The organism is Streptomyces sp. NPDC031340, assembly GCF_055569945.1.
This window is the reverse complement of record NZ_JBVIIE010000030.1, coordinates 24,070-40,072: the sequence shown is the minus strand read 5'-3', so window position 1 is coordinate 40,072 and position 16,003 is coordinate 24,070. Positions and strand designations below refer to the sequence as shown.

Annotated in this window: 13 protein-coding genes; 8 read left to right on the top strand and 5 right to left on the bottom strand. The window is 72.9% G+C overall.

Going from position 1 to position 16,003, the window contains the following annotated elements; genetic code table 11:
- Positions 1-28 precede the first annotated feature (28 nt).
- The 3 genes from ACZ5GT_RS23415 to ACZ5GT_RS23405 all read right to left on the bottom strand — a co-directional run bounded on the left by ACZ5GT_RS23415 (position 29) and on the right by ACZ5GT_RS23405 (position 2,191).
- Positions 29-1,093 carry a sodium:calcium antiporter gene (locus tag ACZ5GT_RS23415; RefSeq protein ID WP_469028979.1) on the bottom strand — a complete coding sequence of 355 codons (1,065 nt, stop codon included), beginning with the start codon at positions 1,091-1,093 and terminating at the stop codon, positions 29-31.
- Between the two features lie 85 nt (positions 1,094-1,178).
- Positions 1,179-1,520: an MmyB family transcriptional regulator gene (locus ACZ5GT_RS23410; protein WP_469028977.1), complete on the bottom strand. Its 342-nt coding sequence runs from the start codon at positions 1,518-1,520 to the stop codon at positions 1,179-1,181.
- Positions 1,517-2,191, bottom strand: a complete 675-nt coding sequence (locus ACZ5GT_RS23405) for a hypothetical protein (RefSeq protein WP_469028972.1) — start codon at positions 2,189-2,191, stop codon at positions 1,517-1,519. Before ACZ5GT_RS23405 ends, ACZ5GT_RS23410 begins: the two co-directional genes overlap by 4 nt.
- 435 nt (positions 2,192-2,626) lie before the next feature.
- On the opposite strand from ACZ5GT_RS23405, the gene fxsT reads away from it, so the two are divergent.
- Complete coding sequence (gene fxsT, locus ACZ5GT_RS23400; RefSeq protein WP_469028966.1) at positions 2,627-5,299, top strand: FxSxx-COOH system tetratricopeptide repeat protein; 2,673 nt, start codon at positions 2,627-2,629, stop codon at positions 5,297-5,299.
- Between the two features lie 201 nt (positions 5,300-5,500).
- Here fxsT and ACZ5GT_RS23395 read toward each other — a convergent pair whose 3' ends face one another.
- Positions 5,501-6,370 carry a fumarylacetoacetate hydrolase family protein gene (locus ACZ5GT_RS23395; protein WP_469028958.1) on the bottom strand — a complete coding sequence of 290 codons (870 nt, stop codon included), beginning with the start codon at positions 6,368-6,370 and terminating at the stop codon, positions 5,501-5,503.
- 79 nt (positions 6,371-6,449) lie between these two features.
- Here ACZ5GT_RS23395 and ACZ5GT_RS23390 point away from each other — a divergent pair, with 79 nt between their 5' ends.
- From ACZ5GT_RS23390 to ACZ5GT_RS23365, 6 genes are all read left to right on the top strand, one after another.
- Positions 6,450-7,199, top strand: coding sequence for a FadR/GntR family transcriptional regulator (locus ACZ5GT_RS23390; protein WP_469028955.1), 750 nt, complete (start codon positions 6,450-6,452; stop codon positions 7,197-7,199).
- A 365-nt stretch (positions 7,200-7,564) separates the two neighbouring features.
- Positions 7,565-8,824, top strand: coding sequence for a DUF3500 domain-containing protein (locus ACZ5GT_RS23385; RefSeq protein ID WP_469028949.1), 1,260 nt, complete (start codon positions 7,565-7,567; stop codon positions 8,822-8,824).
- Positions 8,821-9,234, top strand: a complete 414-nt coding sequence (locus ACZ5GT_RS23380; protein WP_469028943.1) for a nuclear transport factor 2 family protein — start codon at positions 8,821-8,823, stop codon at positions 9,232-9,234. The genes ACZ5GT_RS23385 and ACZ5GT_RS23380 overlap by 4 nt, the downstream gene beginning before the upstream one ends.
- Complete coding sequence (locus ACZ5GT_RS23375; RefSeq protein WP_469028938.1) at positions 9,231-9,983, top strand: IclR family transcriptional regulator; 753 nt, start codon at positions 9,231-9,233, stop codon at positions 9,981-9,983. Before ACZ5GT_RS23380 ends, ACZ5GT_RS23375 begins: the two co-directional genes overlap by 4 nt.
- A gap of 228 nt (positions 9,984-10,211) precedes the next feature.
- Entirely contained in the window at positions 10,212-11,564 is a 1,353-nt protein-coding gene (locus tag ACZ5GT_RS23370; protein ID WP_469028933.1) for an MFS transporter, read from the top strand.
- A 75-nt stretch (positions 11,565-11,639) separates the two neighbouring features.
- Positions 11,640-12,599 carry an amidohydrolase family protein gene (locus ACZ5GT_RS23365; RefSeq protein ID WP_469028926.1) on the top strand — a complete coding sequence of 320 codons (960 nt, stop codon included), beginning with the start codon at positions 11,640-11,642 and terminating at the stop codon, positions 12,597-12,599.
- Positions 12,600-12,690: 91 nt separating this feature from the next.
- Here ACZ5GT_RS23365 and ACZ5GT_RS23360 read toward each other — a convergent pair whose 3' ends face one another.
- The gene (locus ACZ5GT_RS23360) at positions 12,691-13,929 is read right to left on the bottom strand and encodes an MFS transporter (RefSeq protein WP_469028920.1); all 1,239 of its coding nucleotides are present in this window, start codon (positions 13,927-13,929) and stop codon (positions 12,691-12,693) included.
- A 424-nt stretch (positions 13,930-14,353) separates the two neighbouring features.
- On the opposite strand from ACZ5GT_RS23360, the gene mhpA reads away from it, so the two are divergent.
- The gene (mhpA, locus tag ACZ5GT_RS23355) at positions 14,354-15,949 is read left to right on the top strand and encodes a bifunctional 3-(3-hydroxy-phenyl)propionate/3-hydroxycinnamic acid hydroxylase MhpA (protein WP_469028914.1); all 1,596 of its coding nucleotides are present in this window, start codon (positions 14,354-14,356) and stop codon (positions 15,947-15,949) included.
- The last annotated feature ends 54 nt before the right edge of the window (positions 15,950-16,003 follow it).

Sequence of the window (16,003 nt, the reverse complement as noted above, 5' to 3'; positions counted from 1 at the left end):
CGCGCGGGCGGCCGGGCGGCCGGGCGGCTCAGCCGCCGATGGTGGCCAGGCCCGCGATGCCGAGCGCGTACAGGACCACGACGGCGACGCTGTCGACGCCCATCCGCAGGTACTGGCGGTGCGGCCGGAAGATCAGGCCGGCGACGTAGACGGCGGTCAGGACGATCCCGAGGGCGGTCAGGTAGACGTCGGTGTCGTGCGCGGCGGGCAGCACCGGCTTGCCGGAGACGACGGCGGCGAGCAGGAACAGCACCGGCAGGAAGGCGTTGCCGCCGAAGATGTCGCTGATGGCGAGCTGGTAGTCGCCGAGTTTCGTGGAGGTCAGCCCGGTGCTGATCTCCGGCAGTGAGGTGGCCACGGCGAGCACCGTTGCGCCGAACAGGATGCCGCTCAGACCCTGGCGGGCGAAGAACGTCTCACCGCTGCGCTCGATGACCACCCCGGCGACCAGCGTCGCCGCGGCGGCGGCGGTGAACAGCAGGGACGCGCGCAGGGTGCTGACCCCTTGGTCCGTCGCGGCCTTCTCCTTCTTGCCCTTGGAGTGCCCGCGCGGCTCCGGCTGCGCGCCGGGGGCGTCCCCGCCCTCGCGCCACGGCAGCCCCTTGCCGGCCCGGTCCAGCAGCACCAGGCCGATCACCCACAGCGCGGCGACGGCCGGCGGCGCGGGCGTGACGCGGGCGAACGACAGGTCCCCGGACAGCTGGGTGCCCATCACGACCACGGCCAGCACGACGATGACGAGGACGCCCTCCAGGACCAGTACGAGACTGGCGGCCATACGCGTCAACGGCGCCCGCGGCCCGGCCCCGACGGCGTCCAGCACCGCCAGCACCACCGTCTGCACGGCGATGCCGCCGAGGATGTTGCCGACCGCGACCTCCAACTGCCCGCCCATGGCCGCCGTCGCGGTGATGGCGATCTCCGGCAGGTTCGTGGCGATGGCCAGCAGGATCAGCCCGCCCAGGGCACTGCCGAGGTGCAGCCGTTCGGAGAGCACATCGGTGGCGTCGGACAGCTTGATCCCCGAGTACCAGATCACGGCGGCACTCGCGAGGAACAGCAACAGCAGCACGGGTGAACCCAGAGATCCCATGCGGCCTCGGGTACCCGCCCGCCGCACGGCTACCTGTCAACATCCACGCACTTCGCACGGTGCGGCGGGTCGACCGGACGTGACGTCAGAAGGCAGGCGCGGAAGCGCCGCCGTCCCTGTGCGCGGCCAGGGCGAGCCGCAGCCTCTCCTCGTCCGCGCTGCCGGGCACCGTGGTCAGGATCACGGTCTTGAGTTCGGAGTCGCCGTCGGTCAGGATGTCGCAGTCCATCTCCACCGGTCCGACCGCAGGATGCTCGACCGTCTCGCGGTCCTCGCGGTGCGCGGCCACCGTGCCGGTCGCCCACAGCTTCGCGAAGGCCGCGTTCCCCGCGGTTGGTTCCTCGCGACCGAGGGACCCGGCGCCGGCTCGGGGTGCTTCGCCGACCGCGACGGTGCGATGGGCTGGTCCTGAGTCCGGTCCGCTCACAGCAGGAAGGGCAGGTTCACGATCAGGGCGATGTAGGCGACGCACGCGATCGTGGCGAGCGCGGTGAACAGGCGGAAGTGGACGTAGTGCCACGGCCTGCGGACTCCGGGAAAGAGCTTCTTCAACGCCGGCCAGTCCAGGAAACCCCTGTTCCGCACGGGAACAGGCACCTGCCGCCACAGCTCCGTGAGCGCGTGCGCGTCCCAGACCCTGGGATCGATCACGAGGGGTCGGCCGGTCGTCCCCGTGACGACGATCCGCATGACGTACTGACCGGCGATCGGCACCTCCACTTGGTGCACCCCGGTCAGTGACGACACGGGGGCGTGGAGGACGGTGCGGTTCCACCGGTTCCGCACGGTCAGGAATCCGTTGTCCAGGAGGATGCCGGCGTTGGCCCATCGCAGCAGGCACAGCAGGCCGATCCAGAGGTACGGAAAGGCCACCGCGAGGAGCCCGACCGCCAGCCCGCGGACGCCCGATCCCTCCGAGGTGCCGCGGCCCTGGGCCATCATGAGGGCCAGGCGCAGCGCCCCGATGACGACGATGGGCGAGCTCTTGATCAGCGGGCCCCTGACGGCCGCGGTATCCGGTCCGACGCGGACCTCGGGCGCGTCCACGTCCTCCGGAAGACCGGTGAGCGAGGTGTCGTCCGGCGGTCGCACGGTCATGAGGGGGTCCTCCTTCGGCGTCGCGCTGCACTCTGCGGTTCCACCACGGCCCCGCGACTCAGGACCGCTGCCTGCGACGTGACAACAGCAGACCGATGACACCGATCCCCATGAGTGCGGCCCCCGCCAACGTGACGAAGGGCGCCTTGCCGATCAGTCCGACGGCGTTGCCGAGCGCCCCGAGGAGGACAAGTGCCCTCCAGCCGAGATTCTTTGTGTCTGTCCCTGTCCGAGCCATCCCCAGCCTCCCTGGCGAACCTGATGGAGCGTGACCGTAGTCGGCGCTGCACCGGCCCCGCTCCGCGCCGGCCGTGCGGCGAGACGTCGGCGCAGGTGGGGCACGGGCGGGCGCGGTGACAGAAGTCCCCGCACCGGCCCGGACCGGGAAAGGCGACAAGGTCCCGCGCTCGCGGCTTGCGGCATAGAGTGGTCGGAGTGGGAGAGCCGGAGACCGAGAAGCCGCCGAGAGCGGCGTTCGCCACCGCGTTGAAGCGACTGCGCTGCCAACTGCCCAACCTGTCGGACGAGATGCTCGCCAGGCGAGCGAGCCGTACGGCGCTGCCCTCCGGACGGACGGTCGCTGTCAACGCCCGCCGTCTGGGAGAGTGGCTCAACGGGCGGTCGGTTCCGCGTGACTTCCACGCCGTGCTGGCCGTCGTGCGCGCCGTCGAGTCGCTGGCCGGACCTCTCGACGGCCAGTTGACCGTCGCCGGCTGGGAGCGGTTGTGGCGCGCGGCGTACGAGGACCGGACCGTCCCGCCTCCGCCTGCCGGTCAATCTCCCGGCCCCGCCACCGAGGGCGCACCGCACGACGTGGTGGTCGGCCGCCCCCCGAGTGACGCTGCCTCGTTGCGGGAGCGGCCCGTCCTCTCCCGCGCGATCGACGCGGCTCTGGAGGACGGGACGGTCCGGGAAGTCGTCCTCGCGGGAGCCGGCGGGGTGGGCAAGTCGCAGCTCGCCGCGGCTGCTTTCCACCGGTTCCGCAGGTCCGGCGGGGTGCGGGTCTGGGTGCCCGCGTCCTCCCGCCAGTCGGTGCTCACCGCGTACGCGCGGGGGTGGCGCGTCATCTCCGGTGAGGACGGCGGCCGTGGATGGGACGACGAGGCCCAGGCCGACCTGTTCATCGCCTGGCTGCGTACGACGACGCGGCCGTGGCTCGTCGTACTGGACGACGCCGACGATCCGGCGGACCTCCGGGGCATCCGGCCCGTAGGGGACCACGGCAAGAGCCTGGTGACGACCCGTCGGCGGGACGCGGCGGTGATCCGGCCGTCCTCCCGGCTCATCCAGGTAGGGACGTTCACGCCGGAGGAGTCGGTCGACTACCTCAGCGCCCGGCTTCCCCGGGGCGACGGCGAGGACGGGGAACTCGGCGCCCTGGCACACGCGCTCGGCCACTTCCCACTCGCGCTCTCGCAGGCCGCGGCCTTCCTCATCGACACCGGCATGGGTCTCACGTCGTACCGCCGGCTGCTGGACGACCAACGGGAGACGCTGTCCGACCTGCTGCCGGCCACCTCACCGGCCGACGAGTACGGCGACACCGTGGCGACCGCCTTCCGGCTCGCCCTGGAACGGGCGGCGGATCTCGCTCCGGCCGGGAGCGCCAGGGCGGCCCTCGAGCTCCTGTCGATGTTCGCGCCCGACGGCGTCCCGGAGGCGGTACTGCGCACCACGGCGGCCCGCCGCTGGATCACCGCGCCCGCGTACGGCCACGACGACAGCGGCCCGGTTCCGGAACGGATCGCCGAACGAGCCGTTCTGCTGTCGTTGCGTGCCCTGCACCGGCTCAGTCTGGTGACGCACGACTCCTCCCGCATCCCGGCCTCGGTCGAGGTGCACGCGCTGGTGCAGCGCGCGGCGCGCGAGACCGTACCGGAGCGGGCCCGGCCACGTCTCGCCGTGGCTGCGGCAGACGCGCTGGAGGAGCTGTGGTCCGCCACGGTGGAGTCCCGGCACCGGCCGGAGGCCGAGACGGCCCTGTACCGCAGCGTGGAGGTCCTGCGCCGGACGGCGGGCGCCGATCTCCTGGGGGACAGGCGCATGCATCCCGTCCTGCGCCGCATCGGTCCGCACCTTTCCGAACTCGGCCGCGACGGCGCGGCGCGGGACGTGTGCCAGGACCTGCTGGAGCAGGCGCGGGCCCGGCTCGGAGACGAGCACCGCGATGTCCTGGTGCTGCGTTGCCAGATCGCCCGGGCCGTCGGTGAACTCGGGGAAGCGGCGGCGGCACACGCGTCGTTGGAAGAGATCCGCGGCACCGCCGAGCGGGCCCTGGGTGCCACTGACCCCGACACCCTTGCGATAAGGCTGCACGAAGCCCGCTTCCTGATGGAGGCGGGCGCCGTGGCCGCAGCCCTCGACCGCCTCACCGAACTCGCAGACGAGACGGCCGGAGCACTCGGCGCGGACCATCCGCTGGTCGTCGACGCACTGAGCTACGCGGTGCTGTGCCGCGGCCTGGCGGGGGATGCCGTCGGCGCGCGGGACGCCTGCGCCGACCTCGTCGCGGTGCTGGAGCAAAGACTCGGCACCGGCCACCCGCTCACCCTGAGGCTCCTCGCCGACCTGGGCCGGTGGGCCGGCGAGGCCGGCGACACGCGTGCCGCGGTCGACACACATGTCAGGGCGGTGGCCGGCCTGGAGGCCGTGCTCGGGCGGCTCCACCAGAACACCTTGATAGCCCGGCACAATCTCGCGTACTGGCGGGGACTCGCGGGCGATCGCGAACGCGCGGTCGAGGAGTTCGCCACCGCGGCGCAGGACGCGGAGCGCGCGCTCGGCGCCGACCATCCGACCACCCTGACGTACCGCGTCAATCTGGCCTTCTGGCGCGGACTCGCGGGCGCCCCGGCCGCGGCCCTGGCCGAACTCGCCGGTCTCCAGGCCGCCGTCGACGAGGTGCTCGGCGCCGACCATCCGCGTGCTCTGCGGACCCGGCAGCAGCGCGCGGAGCTCCTGGAGCTCTCCGGCGACCGCGCCGGAGCGGCGGCCCTGCTCACCGGACTGCTGGCCGACATGATCCGTGTCCAGGGCGGAGACCATCCCCGCACGCGCGAGGTCGTGGAGGCGCTGGCCCGTTGCGGCGAACAGGCACCCGCCTCCTGAGGAGCGCCGGGTCACGCCCCCGGTACACCGGTCGCACCGGCGGCGGACGTGGGGCGGACCGGGCATGCCGGACGCACCGGCTCGGTGGGGCCGGCGGACGCCGCGGTGATCCGTCGGTCAGGCTGAGGCCGCGGTGATCCGTCGGTCAGGCTGAGGCCGCGGTGATCCGTCGGTCAGGCTGAGGCCGCGGTGATCCGTCGGTCAGGCGGAGGCCGCGCCCACCGCCGCCAGCCGCGCCTCGTTGGAGACCACCGTGTTGCGCAGTCGGCCGATGCGCTCCACCTCCACCTCGACCACGTCCCCGGGCTGCAGCAGCCACGGGGGCGTGCGGGCGTATCCGACGCCGGAAGGCGTCCCGGTGGCGAGCAGGTCGCCGGGGCGCAGGGTGAAGGTGCGGGAGATGTGGGCGAGGGTGTCGCCGACGCCGTAGACCATCTCGTCGGTGCTCGCGTCCTGGACGACCTCGCCGTTGACCCGGGTGGTCACGCGCAGTCCGTCCCGCAGGTCCCCGACCTCCGCGGCGGGCACCATGGGGCCGAGCGGGCCGGAGCGGTCGCCGTTCTTGCCGAGGATCCACTGGGAGGTGAGCTTCTGCGCCCGCCGCGAGGTGAGGTCGTTGAAAGCGGAGTAGCCGACGACCGCCGCCAGGGCCTCCTGCGGTGTGGCGTCCACGAGCGGCGCGCCGATCCAGGCGACCACCTCGCCCTCCCAGTCGAGCCCGTCCTCGCCCGCCGGGACGGGCACCTCGGCCCCGTCGACCGTGAGGGACTGCGTCCAGCGGGCGAAGAGCGTCGGGTGCTCCGGCAGAACCTGGTCCTTGAACGAGCCCTCGGCCACGTGCTTGAGGTAGTTCAGACCGATGCAGATCACCCGTGCGTCCGGCCGGACCGGCGGGACGAGGTCCACCGACGACACCGCGAGCGTCGGTCCGCGGCCGGGGCCGGCCAGATGGGCGGCCGGGTCCGCCCAGAACTCCTCCAGCGGGGCCAGCACGGTGACCTCCCGCCCGTCGGGCGAGAGGTCGGCGACCTCGAGTCCGATGTCCTGCCGCCGGATACCCACCACGCGCATGTGCAGCTCCCAGTCCGGGGAAATTTCCTGAGGAACCAAACCCTTTAAAGGTTCGGAGGTTTGTGCTTCGATGGCGACTATGCCTCACGAACCAGCCGACGGACAAGCAGTCCGGCGCCGCAGCGCCGGCTCCGGCTCCCTCCTCGCCGGGCTCGGCGCTCCGGCCGGCCGCACCCGCGCTGAGCAGCTCGCCGCCACCCTCGACGACCGCATCCGGTCCCTCGGGCTCGCGGCCGGCGACCCGGTCGGGACCATCGAGTCGCTGCGGGAGGAGACCGGCTACGCCTACTCCACGGTCAGCGAGGCCGTGCGGGTGCTGCGGGACCGGGGCGTGCTGGAGATCCGGCCGGGACGGGGCGGCGGACTGTTCGTCGCCGACCGCGGCCCGGTGGTGCGGCTGCGGCACACCCTGCTCGACGTCCAGGACGAGCCGGCCACCGTCGCCGACGCCATCGAACTGCGCGACCACCTCGAGGTGCTCGTCGACGTGGGCGCGGCGCGCTGCCGCACCGACGCCGACGTCGCCGAGCTCCGCGTTCTCGTGGAACGTCTGCGGGCCACCGCGGACTGGGACGCCTTCATGCGCGCCAACTGGGCCCTGCACGAACGCATCGCCCGCATCTGCCCCAACAGAATGGCCGCGGCCGTGTACACCGGCACGCTGGGCCACCTGAACACGGCCTCGTCCCGGTTCGCCGACGACCCCGAGGCATCGGAGCGCTACCGGGCCGAACGCTGCCAGGTCCACGCGGACCTGGTGGAGGCCATCGCGACGGGCGACGAGACCGCCGTACGGGCCGCCGTGGCCCGGCACAACGCCACCACCTGAGCGACCACCTGAGCAAACACTTGAGCGACCACCTGAACGATCACCTGAAGGACCCGCTGAGCGACCGACTGAGCGACCGACTGAACCACCCCGCCTGAGCGACCGCCGGACGCCTCCGGGGCGTCCGGCGCCACACCACGGGCCACCCCGCCCCGAGGGTCACGCGCCGCGAGCCGCACCGCCGACCCCGCAACCGCGCCGGCAGCGGACGTCACCCCGCGGACGACCCCGCCCGCCCCGCACCCCGTACTTCGCTCCGCGAGCCTCGCCTCTCGCGCCGCGAACCCCGCGCCGAGCGCACGTCACCCGCGACCGCCGAGCGCACCTCATCCCGAACCGAGCACCACGCATGAGAGGGACGCCTCATGTCATCCGCCGCCTTCCGCAGGTACCTCTTCCCGCCGGACCACCCCCGCATCGCCGACCTCAAGGGCATGGACGCCTACACCTACCGTGAGGTCGCCCGCGCCGAGGGCACCTTCACCGGTGAGCTGATCCGCGGCTGGACCCCGCTCTACAAGAACGACTTCACCGGTGTCACCGAAGACGGCGCCTTGCGCGAGGACGTGCACCCCCTCATCCCGGCCCTGCCCGGAGAGGAGGCCCCCACCGCCGCCATGGCCGCCGCCGCCCGCGAGCTGCTGGACGCCCTCGACGAGGAGGGCCGGGAGAGGATCAGCCACCCGGTGGACGCCGTGGAGTGGCAGACCTGGGCCAACCCGGAGTTCATGCAGTTCGACACCGGGCTGCGCCTGGAGTTCCAGCCGCCCGAGGTGCGCCGCGCTGCGTTCGCGCTGGTCGAGGCGTCCCTCAGCGCCGAAGGGTACGACGAGGTCCGCACGATGATGCGGATCAACGGCTTCCTCGGCGAGGTCGTCGGCCTGGAGGGCATCCTCAACGAGTTCAGCTACAACATCGCCCTGTACGGCGAGCCGGACGAGAAGGCCCCCTGGGGCTGGCAGCTCTTCGGCCACCACTGCGCCGTCAACTGCCTCGTCGTGGAAGGCCGCATGGCGCTCGGCCCGGTCTTCCTCGGCGCCGAGCCCAACGAGATCGACGCGGGCCCGCACGCCGGCGCCAGTGCCTTCACCGAACGGATCGCGCTCGCCCGGCAGGTCATGGACGCCCTGACCCCGGAGCAGCGGCGCACCGCCACCGTCTACGAGCGGATGGTCGACCCGGCGATGCCCGAGGGCCGGGTGCACCCCGGTGACGAGCGGCACCTCGCGGGCGCGTTCCAGGACAACCGCGTCATCCCCCTCGAAGGACTGCGCGTGGCCGAGATGCCGGAGGACGCGCGGGAGACGGTCATGGCCGTCGTGGCCGAGTTCCTCAAGCCCCTGCCGGCCGGACCGCGCGCCGCGAAGCTGCGGGAGGTGCGCGACCGCCTCGACGAGACCTGGTTCTGCTGGATCGGCGGCCACGGCCCCGACGACGTCTTCTACCACCGCGTGCAGTCGCCTGTGATCATCGCCGAACTCGACCACCACTGCGGGGTGTTCCTCGACTACGACACCCCCGAGCCGTTCCACGTCCACACCGTGCTGCGCACCCCGCACGGCAACGACTACGGCCGTTCCTGGGTACGGCAGTGGCAGCGCGAACAGCAGGAGCACGGGCGGTGACCGGGGCGCGGGCGGCGGCCGCGACCGCACGGCACGAGATCGCCAACCTGCTGCACACCTACACCGCCGCGGCGGACCGCAAGGACGTCGACGCCGCCGTAGGTCTCCTGGGCGACGCCCGCGTCCGGTTCCCCGGGGGCGGCTTCGACGCCCCCGCCGACGCCGCGGCCTTCTTCGCCGGGCTGTGGGCCTTCCCGGGCCGCCACCGGCACGACGTGTCGAACCTGATCGTTGTGGAGCACCCCGCGAACGAGGGAACCTGGGAGGCACGGGCCCACTACACGAGGTGGCTGCTGGACCCCGCGCCGAAGGTCCACACCCTGGGCGAGTACACCCTGCTCGTCTCGGAGACGGACTGGACGGTGCGTTCCCTGACGGTCACCCGCACCTGGACGGAGACCGACGGGTGACCGACATCGGCCGGGCCACCACCGTTCTCGACGTCATCGCCGAGAGCCGGTGGCCCCTCACCCTCACCGACCTCGCCACCAGGACGGGGCTGCCCCGCTCCACGGTGCACCGGGTGATCCAGGCGCTGGAGCACGAGCTGTTCGTCGTGCCCGCGCCGGAGCGCCGCGGCTACATCCTGGGCCCCGGCCTGCTGAAGTTCGGCATGAACGCGCACCTGCGGCTGCTGGCCGGCAACCGCACCCAGTTGGCCTCGGTGGCGCGCGAGGTCGGGGAGAACGTCGAGCTGGCCGTCTTCAGCGGACGGGAGGTGGTCGTCGTCGACCAGATCGCCTCCCCGGAACGGCTCAAGGGCGTCACCCAGGTCGGCAAGAGCTTCTCCCTGCACGCCAGTTGCATCGGCATGGCGCTGCTGGCGCAGCTTCCGGACGAGCGGGTGGTCCGGCTGCTCCCCGAGCGGCTGCAGCGCTTCACCGACAACACGGTGACCGCCCGCGACACGGTGCTGAAGGTGCTGGAGACCGTCCGCGAGTCGGCCGTCGCGGTGGACCTGGAGGAGCACGACCTGGGCATCTGCGCCCTCGCCACAGCCATGACCGGGCCCACCGGGGCGCTGCAGGCCGTCGCCGTCATCGTGCCCACCCACCGCTTCCGCGCCAAGGCGCCGCTGGCCGTCGAGAGCCTGCGGCGGCTCAACCCCCTCGTGGACACCCGCCTCGCCCTGCGCCAGTGCCGGGCCACCGGAACCTGACCTGATCCCGGCGTCTCCGCGCCCTCCGCGCCCTCCGCGTCCTCCGCGTCCTTCTTCCGCCCAGCGCGTCCCCCCCCGCGCGTGTCTTCACCTCCCCCCCCCGCGCGTCTTCACCTCCCCGAATCTCCACCCCCCGCGACTCCGTCCCCTTTTTCCGTCGCGCGCGTCCTCGCTGTGCCGTGACGCAGCACCACGCCTGCGACGCCTACCCGTCGAAGGGAAACCGCCGTGACAGCAACCTCAGCGGCGCCATCCGGTCCTCGTGACCGTGTGCACGCCATGCTGCCGTTCCTCGTGCTCACCGCCCTGATCGCCATGTTCGAGGGCTACGACCTGTCGGTGTACGGCGCCACGGTGCCCTCGCTGCTGGCCACGCCGGAGTGGCACCTCACGCCGGCGAAGGCCGGTGACATCGGTTCCATGGCGGCGTTCGGCATGCTGATCGGCGCCGGTGTGGCCGGGGCGGTCGGCCGCCGGGTCGGACCGCGTCGGCTGCTGCTGGCCGGTCTGTCGTTCTTCTCGCTGTGCATGCTCGCCTCCGGCGCGGCGAGCGGGCCCGGCGTCTTCGGCGGCTCCCGCTTCCTCGCCGGCATCGGTCTGGGCGTGGTGCTTCCCACGCTGACGGCCGCGGTCGCCGAGATGTCCCCGGCGGGGCAGCGGGCCCGCAACATCGGCATCGTCATGGCGACCTCGTGCGTGGGCTCCATGGGCGCACCGCTGCTCGGTGCCTGGCTGTTGCCCGAGGTGTCGTTCCGCGCGCTGTACTTCGTGGGCGCCGCGGCGCTCGTGACGGTGGTGCCGTGGGCGTTCCTGCGACTGCCCGAGAGCCCGCTGTACCTGCTGCGTACCGGCCGCGGTGAGGAGGCGGCCCGGATCACCGCGCGGTTCGGGCTGCCTCAGGCGCAGTTGCCGGCGCACGGTCCCAAGGACCGGCTGCTGGGGCTGGGCCTGCTGCTGTCACGCGAGCTGGCGGTCACGACGGTGCTGTTCTGGGTGATGGCGTTCTGCGGGCTGCTGCTGACCTTCGGGTTCAGCACCTGGCTGCCCACCATCATGCAGACCGGCGGGTTCTCCAGCAGCAGTGCGCTCACCCTGACCTGCCTGTCCTGGATCGGCGCCGGCATCGGTCTGGTGCCCGGCGGTCTGCTGGCCGACCGTCTCGGCCCGCGGCGGGTCGTTGCGGTCGTCTTCCTGGCCGGCGGGGCCGGGCTGCTGGTCATCAGCCGGGAACCGGCCATGTGGCTGCTGTACCTGTGCCTGCTGGTGTGCGGTCTGGGACTGCTCGGCGTCCAGGCGTTCGTCAACGCCTACCTCATGGACCGCATGCCGGCCGACCTGCGCACACCGGCCATGGGCTGGGCCCTGTCCGTCGGCCGGGTCGGCGCCATCGTCGGCCCCGCCCTCGGCGGCCGGCTCCTGGACTCAGGGCTGGGACTGGAGTGGAACTTCTACGTCTTCGCCGCTGTCGGCGTGCTGGGCGCGCTGGCCGCCCTCTGCGTCCCGGGCCGACGGCAGGACGCCCGTCAGGCCCCGCCGGTCCCCGCTCCCCAGGTCGCTCTGAGTCCCGACTCGGCCGCCTGACCCCTTCCTCCTCGAAGGGTCCGCCGGCGCTGAGCGTCGGCGGACCCGCCCGTCCACCCCGTGAAAGGCCCTGTCATGCGCAAGATCGCCCTAGAGGAACACTTCACCACCGAGGCGATGAAGCACTACTCCCTGCCCGGCGCCGCCATGTTCGACCCCGGGCAGTGGGAGACGTCGCTGGAGCGGCTGCTGGACTTCACCGACGTCCGCCTGCCCCAGATGGACGAGTACGGCATCGACGTGGAAGTGCTCTCCCTGCTGTCCCCCGGCGTCCAGACCGAGACGGACACCGCCACCGCCGTGCGCATGGCCGCCGTCGGCAACGACCACCTCGCCGAGATCATCGCCCGGCACCCCACCCGCTTCTCCGGCTTCGCCGCCCTCGCCCTCCAGGACCCCGACGCCGCCGTGGCCGAACTGGACCGCGCCGTCACCCAGCTCGGACTGCGCGGCGCCCTCATCAACGGCCACACCCACGGCGAGTACCTGGACGCGGACAAGTACCTCCCGCTGTGGGAACGCGCCGAGGCCCTCGGCGTCCCCCTCTACCTGCACCCCGCCAACTCCTACGACACCTGGCACAACCTGCGCGGCCACGAGGAACTCGTCGGGCCGATGTGGAGCTGGGGCGTGGAGACCGCCACCCACGCCCTGCGCATCGTCTTCTCCGGCGTCTTCGACCGCTTCCCCGGCGCCACCCTCGTCCTCGGCCACATGGGCGAGAGCCTGCCCGGCATGCTCTGGCGCCTGGACAGCCGCTGGGCCTTCCTCGACCACCGCGGACGCAAGCTCGGCAAGGAACGCCCCTCCGACTACATCCGCGAGAACGTCATGATCACCACCAGCGGGGTCTGCGCGCAGGCGCCACTGCTGGGCAGCCTCCTCGCCCTGGGCGCCGACCGCATCATGTTCTCCACCGACTACCCCATGGAGAGCAACGCCGAGGCCGTCCGCTTCATCGACAACGCCCCCATCAGCGAGACCGACCGGGCGAAGATCTGCCACCTCAACGCCGAACGCCTGCTCGGACTGTGACAGCGGCCGCCGTCCCGCGCCGCCGCTGAACACACGGACATGACGAGAGGCCGGGGAGCGTCCCGCGCTCCCCGGCCTCTCCGACGTTCTGTCACACGGTCTCCGCCGACGCGGGCACCGCGTCCCGGGGGAGGGCGGACTCCGGCGCCCGGAAAACCTCGTGGCTCACCGACCGATCGGTCAGGGACAGCAGGAACACCGCCACCAGACACACCGTGGCGGCCGCCCCGAACGTCCCGAACAGCCCGCGCGCCCCGCCCGCCGAGATCGCCGCCCCGCCCAGCGTGGGGCCGAGGAAGGCGCCGATGCAGGAGGTGCCGTTGGACCAGCCGAGGGCGGCGGCCCGCACGGGCAGCGGGTAGATGTCGGAGGCGGTCGTGTGCACGAGGTTCATGGTGGTGTGGCCGCCGATGCCCATCAGCGCCACGCACAGGACGGTGGTGCCGGCCGACACCGGCAGCACCACCGCACCGCACAGACCCAGCGCCGTACAGGCCGCGGTGACCACCGACACCCGCGCGGAGCCGTAGCGGTCCGCCGCCCACGCCCCGGCGAAGGAGCCCGCCACCGCCGCGCCGGTGAGCGTGAACGTCAGCAGCAGTGCCGCCCGCAGCGAGTAGCCGAGGTCCGTCATCGCCTGCGCGGCCCACACGTTCAGGCCCTGCCACGCGACCATGTTGGCGACGGCGCAGCAGGCGACCACGACCGCCACGACCGTGCCGCGCCCGGTGAACAGCGCGGTCAGCTTCTGCCGGCCGGTCCACTGCCGTGCCGCACGCTCCTGCGGCGTGTCCGCGGGGATCCGGGTACGCACGACCGCCACCAGGATCAGCAGCGCCGCCCCGGCGCCCACCAGGAACATCGGCCGCCAGCCGAAGGCGGGCAGGATCGGCACCGCCAGCAGCGCCGCCGCCACCCCGCCCAGCGGGATGCCTGCCATGGTGATGGTGACGACCAGCGAGGCGCGCCCGGCGCCGGCGTTGTTGCGGGCCAGCGTCATCGCCGTGGTCAGGGCGCAGCCCACTCCCACGCCGGTGAGGAACCGGGCCGCCGCCAGCATGGCCACACCGGTCGAAGCCGCGGTCAGCGTCGCCCCGCCCGCGAACAGGGCGATCGCCAGGATCAGGACGTGCTTGCGGCTGGCGCGCTCGGCGACGACCGGCGCCAGCAGGGAACCGGCGATCGCGCCGATGTAGACCAGTCCGCCGATGAGGCCGGTCTGCTGGTCGGTGATCCCCAGGGAGTCGTCCTTGAGCAGGAGGGGGACGACGGATCCGTACACGATGAGGTTGAAGCCCTCGATCACCGTGATGACCATGCAGAGCGCCACGACCGCGGGATGGGATCGGGTCTCCGCCTCGGAGTGGGATCTGGCTGATGCAGGCTCGTGCATGCGGCTCTCCAGAAGTTCGGGCGCCGACGGCGCTCCAAGGTGCCGTCATGCTGGGGAGCACGGCGTATGTGCGTCCTGCTTCTGTCCCGGATTCCGGGACAGAAGCAGGACGCACCCCCCGCCCGCCTCCGTAGCGTCTGCGACGGGACGCAGCCGGTGCCCGCAGCCGCACCTGGACACCGGCCCCCGCTGTACGGCACACCAGCCGCGGCCGTACGGCGCTCCGCACCGCGCGTCCCTGGCCCGCACCCCTTCACACCCGCCGCACGCCGCCCTGCCCGGCGGGCCCTTCCCCGGCCCGCGGCCGGGCCCGCAGGCAGCCCGCCGTCCGTCCCGGACGCGCCACAGAACGGAGACCGCAGTGCACGTTGTCGAAGACGACGCGTTCCCTCCGGCCATCGACGTCAGCATCGTCGGATTCGGCCCGGTCGGGAAACTGCTCGCCATCCACCTCGGCCGACGCGGCCACAAGGTCCTCGTCGTCGACCGGAACACCGCCGGCTATCCGCTGCCCCGCGCGGTGACACACTGCTCGGACTTCGCCCGCATCCTGCAGTCCGTGGGGCTCGCGCCCGACACCATCCCCGCCATCACCCAGCCCTACGACGACATGTACGTCTGGCGCGACGGCGAGGGCCGCACCCTGGTCGAGGTGGACTGGAGCGGGCTCGGCGAGTCCGGCTGGTACAACACGTACTTCTTCCACCAGCCGTCCCTGGAGGACGCGTTCGACGCCCTGATCGCGCGGATGCCCAACGTCACCGTGCGCCGCGGCTGGGAAGCCGTCGAGATGACCCAGGACGACGACGCCGTCACCCTCACCGTGCGCCACGACACCACGGGCACGCGGCGCACCGTCACCTCGGCGTGGCTCATCGGCGCGGACGGCGCCAACAGCAGGGTGCGCGAGTGGGCCGGCCTCGCATGGCACGACGAGGGCTACTTCTACGACTGGCTCGTCGTCGACGTGAAGCCCGGCCCCGAGGTCCGCTTCCCGCACGTCGCCGCGCAGAGCTGCGACGCCCGCCGGCCCTCGACGATGGTGCCGGGCGGCCCCGGCCGCCGCCGCTGGGAGTTCATGCGCCTGCCCGACGAGAACCGGGAGACGCTCAACAGCGCCGACACGGCCTGGAAGCTGCTCGAACCGTACGGTCTGACGCCGGACAACGCCGAGCTGGAACGGCACTCCGTCTACACCTTCCAGGCCTGCTGGGCCACCCGCTGGCGCGCGGGCCGCGTCCTGCTCGCCGGGGACGCCGCCCACCTGATGCCGCCCTTCGCCGGGCAGGGACTGGGCGCCGGCGCCCGGGACGCGATGAACCTCGGCTGGAAGCTCGACGCCGTCCTGCGGGGCCTGGCCGGCGAGGGCCTCCTCGACACCTACGGCTCCGAACGCCTGCGGCACGCCACGGCGTTCGTACGGTTCTCCATGGACCTCGGCCGGATCATCTGCCTCACCGATCCGCGGGCGGCCGCCGAGCGGGACGCCCGGATGACCGCGGACTGGAGCGCCGGCATGAAGCCTCCCGCGCCGCCGAGGCCGGGCCTCGGCCCCGGACTCCACGAGGGCCCGGCCGGCGGCACGCTCGCCCGCCAGGGCCGCATCGGGCGGGACGCCGGCGCCCCCGTGATGTTCGACGACGCCTTCGACGGACCGGCGGCCCTCCTCGCCCGGGACGCCTCCGCGCTCACCTCGCTGCCGCCGGACCTGAGCCGCCGCCTCGGCCGGCTCGGCGTCAGCCTGGTCGCCCTGAACGGCGCCTCGGACGCCGAGGTCAGCGTGGTGACGGACGTCGACGGCACCTACACCGCCTGGCTCGACGAACTCGCGGCGGACGCGGTCCTCATCCGCCCCGACTTCCACGTCTACGGCACCTGCGCCGCCGACCGCGCCGCGGACCTCGCCCTCGGCTTCCTCGACCGCCTGACAGCACCACAGCCGCTGCCGACGCACTGACCCCGCCGTCGGCCGCCCACCATCGGCCGCCCACCATCGGCTGACCATCGTCGG

What these genes read in the sequence shown, in the direction of transcription:
- ACZ5GT_RS23365 (WP_469028926.1), top strand. Translation starts at nt 11,640, where the DNA reads ATGCGCAAGATCGCCCTAGAGGAACACTTCACCACCGAGGCGATGAAG.
- ACZ5GT_RS23395 (WP_469028958.1), bottom strand. Translation starts at nt 6,370, where the DNA reads ATGCGCGTGGTGGGTATCCGGCGGCAGGACATCGGACTCGAGGTCGCC.
- ACZ5GT_RS23415 (WP_469028979.1), bottom strand. Translation starts at nt 1,093, where the DNA reads ATGGGATCTCTGGGTTCACCCGTGCTGCTGTTGCTGTTCCTCGCGAGT.
- ACZ5GT_RS23385 (WP_469028949.1), top strand. Translation starts at nt 7,565, where the DNA reads ATGTCATCCGCCGCCTTCCGCAGGTACCTCTTCCCGCCGGACCACCCC.
- ACZ5GT_RS23390 (WP_469028955.1), top strand. Translation starts at nt 6,450, where the DNA reads ATGCCTCACGAACCAGCCGACGGACAAGCAGTCCGGCGCCGCAGCGCC.
- ACZ5GT_RS23405 (WP_469028972.1), bottom strand. Translation starts at nt 2,191, where the DNA reads ATGACCGTGCGACCGCCGGACGACACCTCGCTCACCGGTCTTCCGGAG.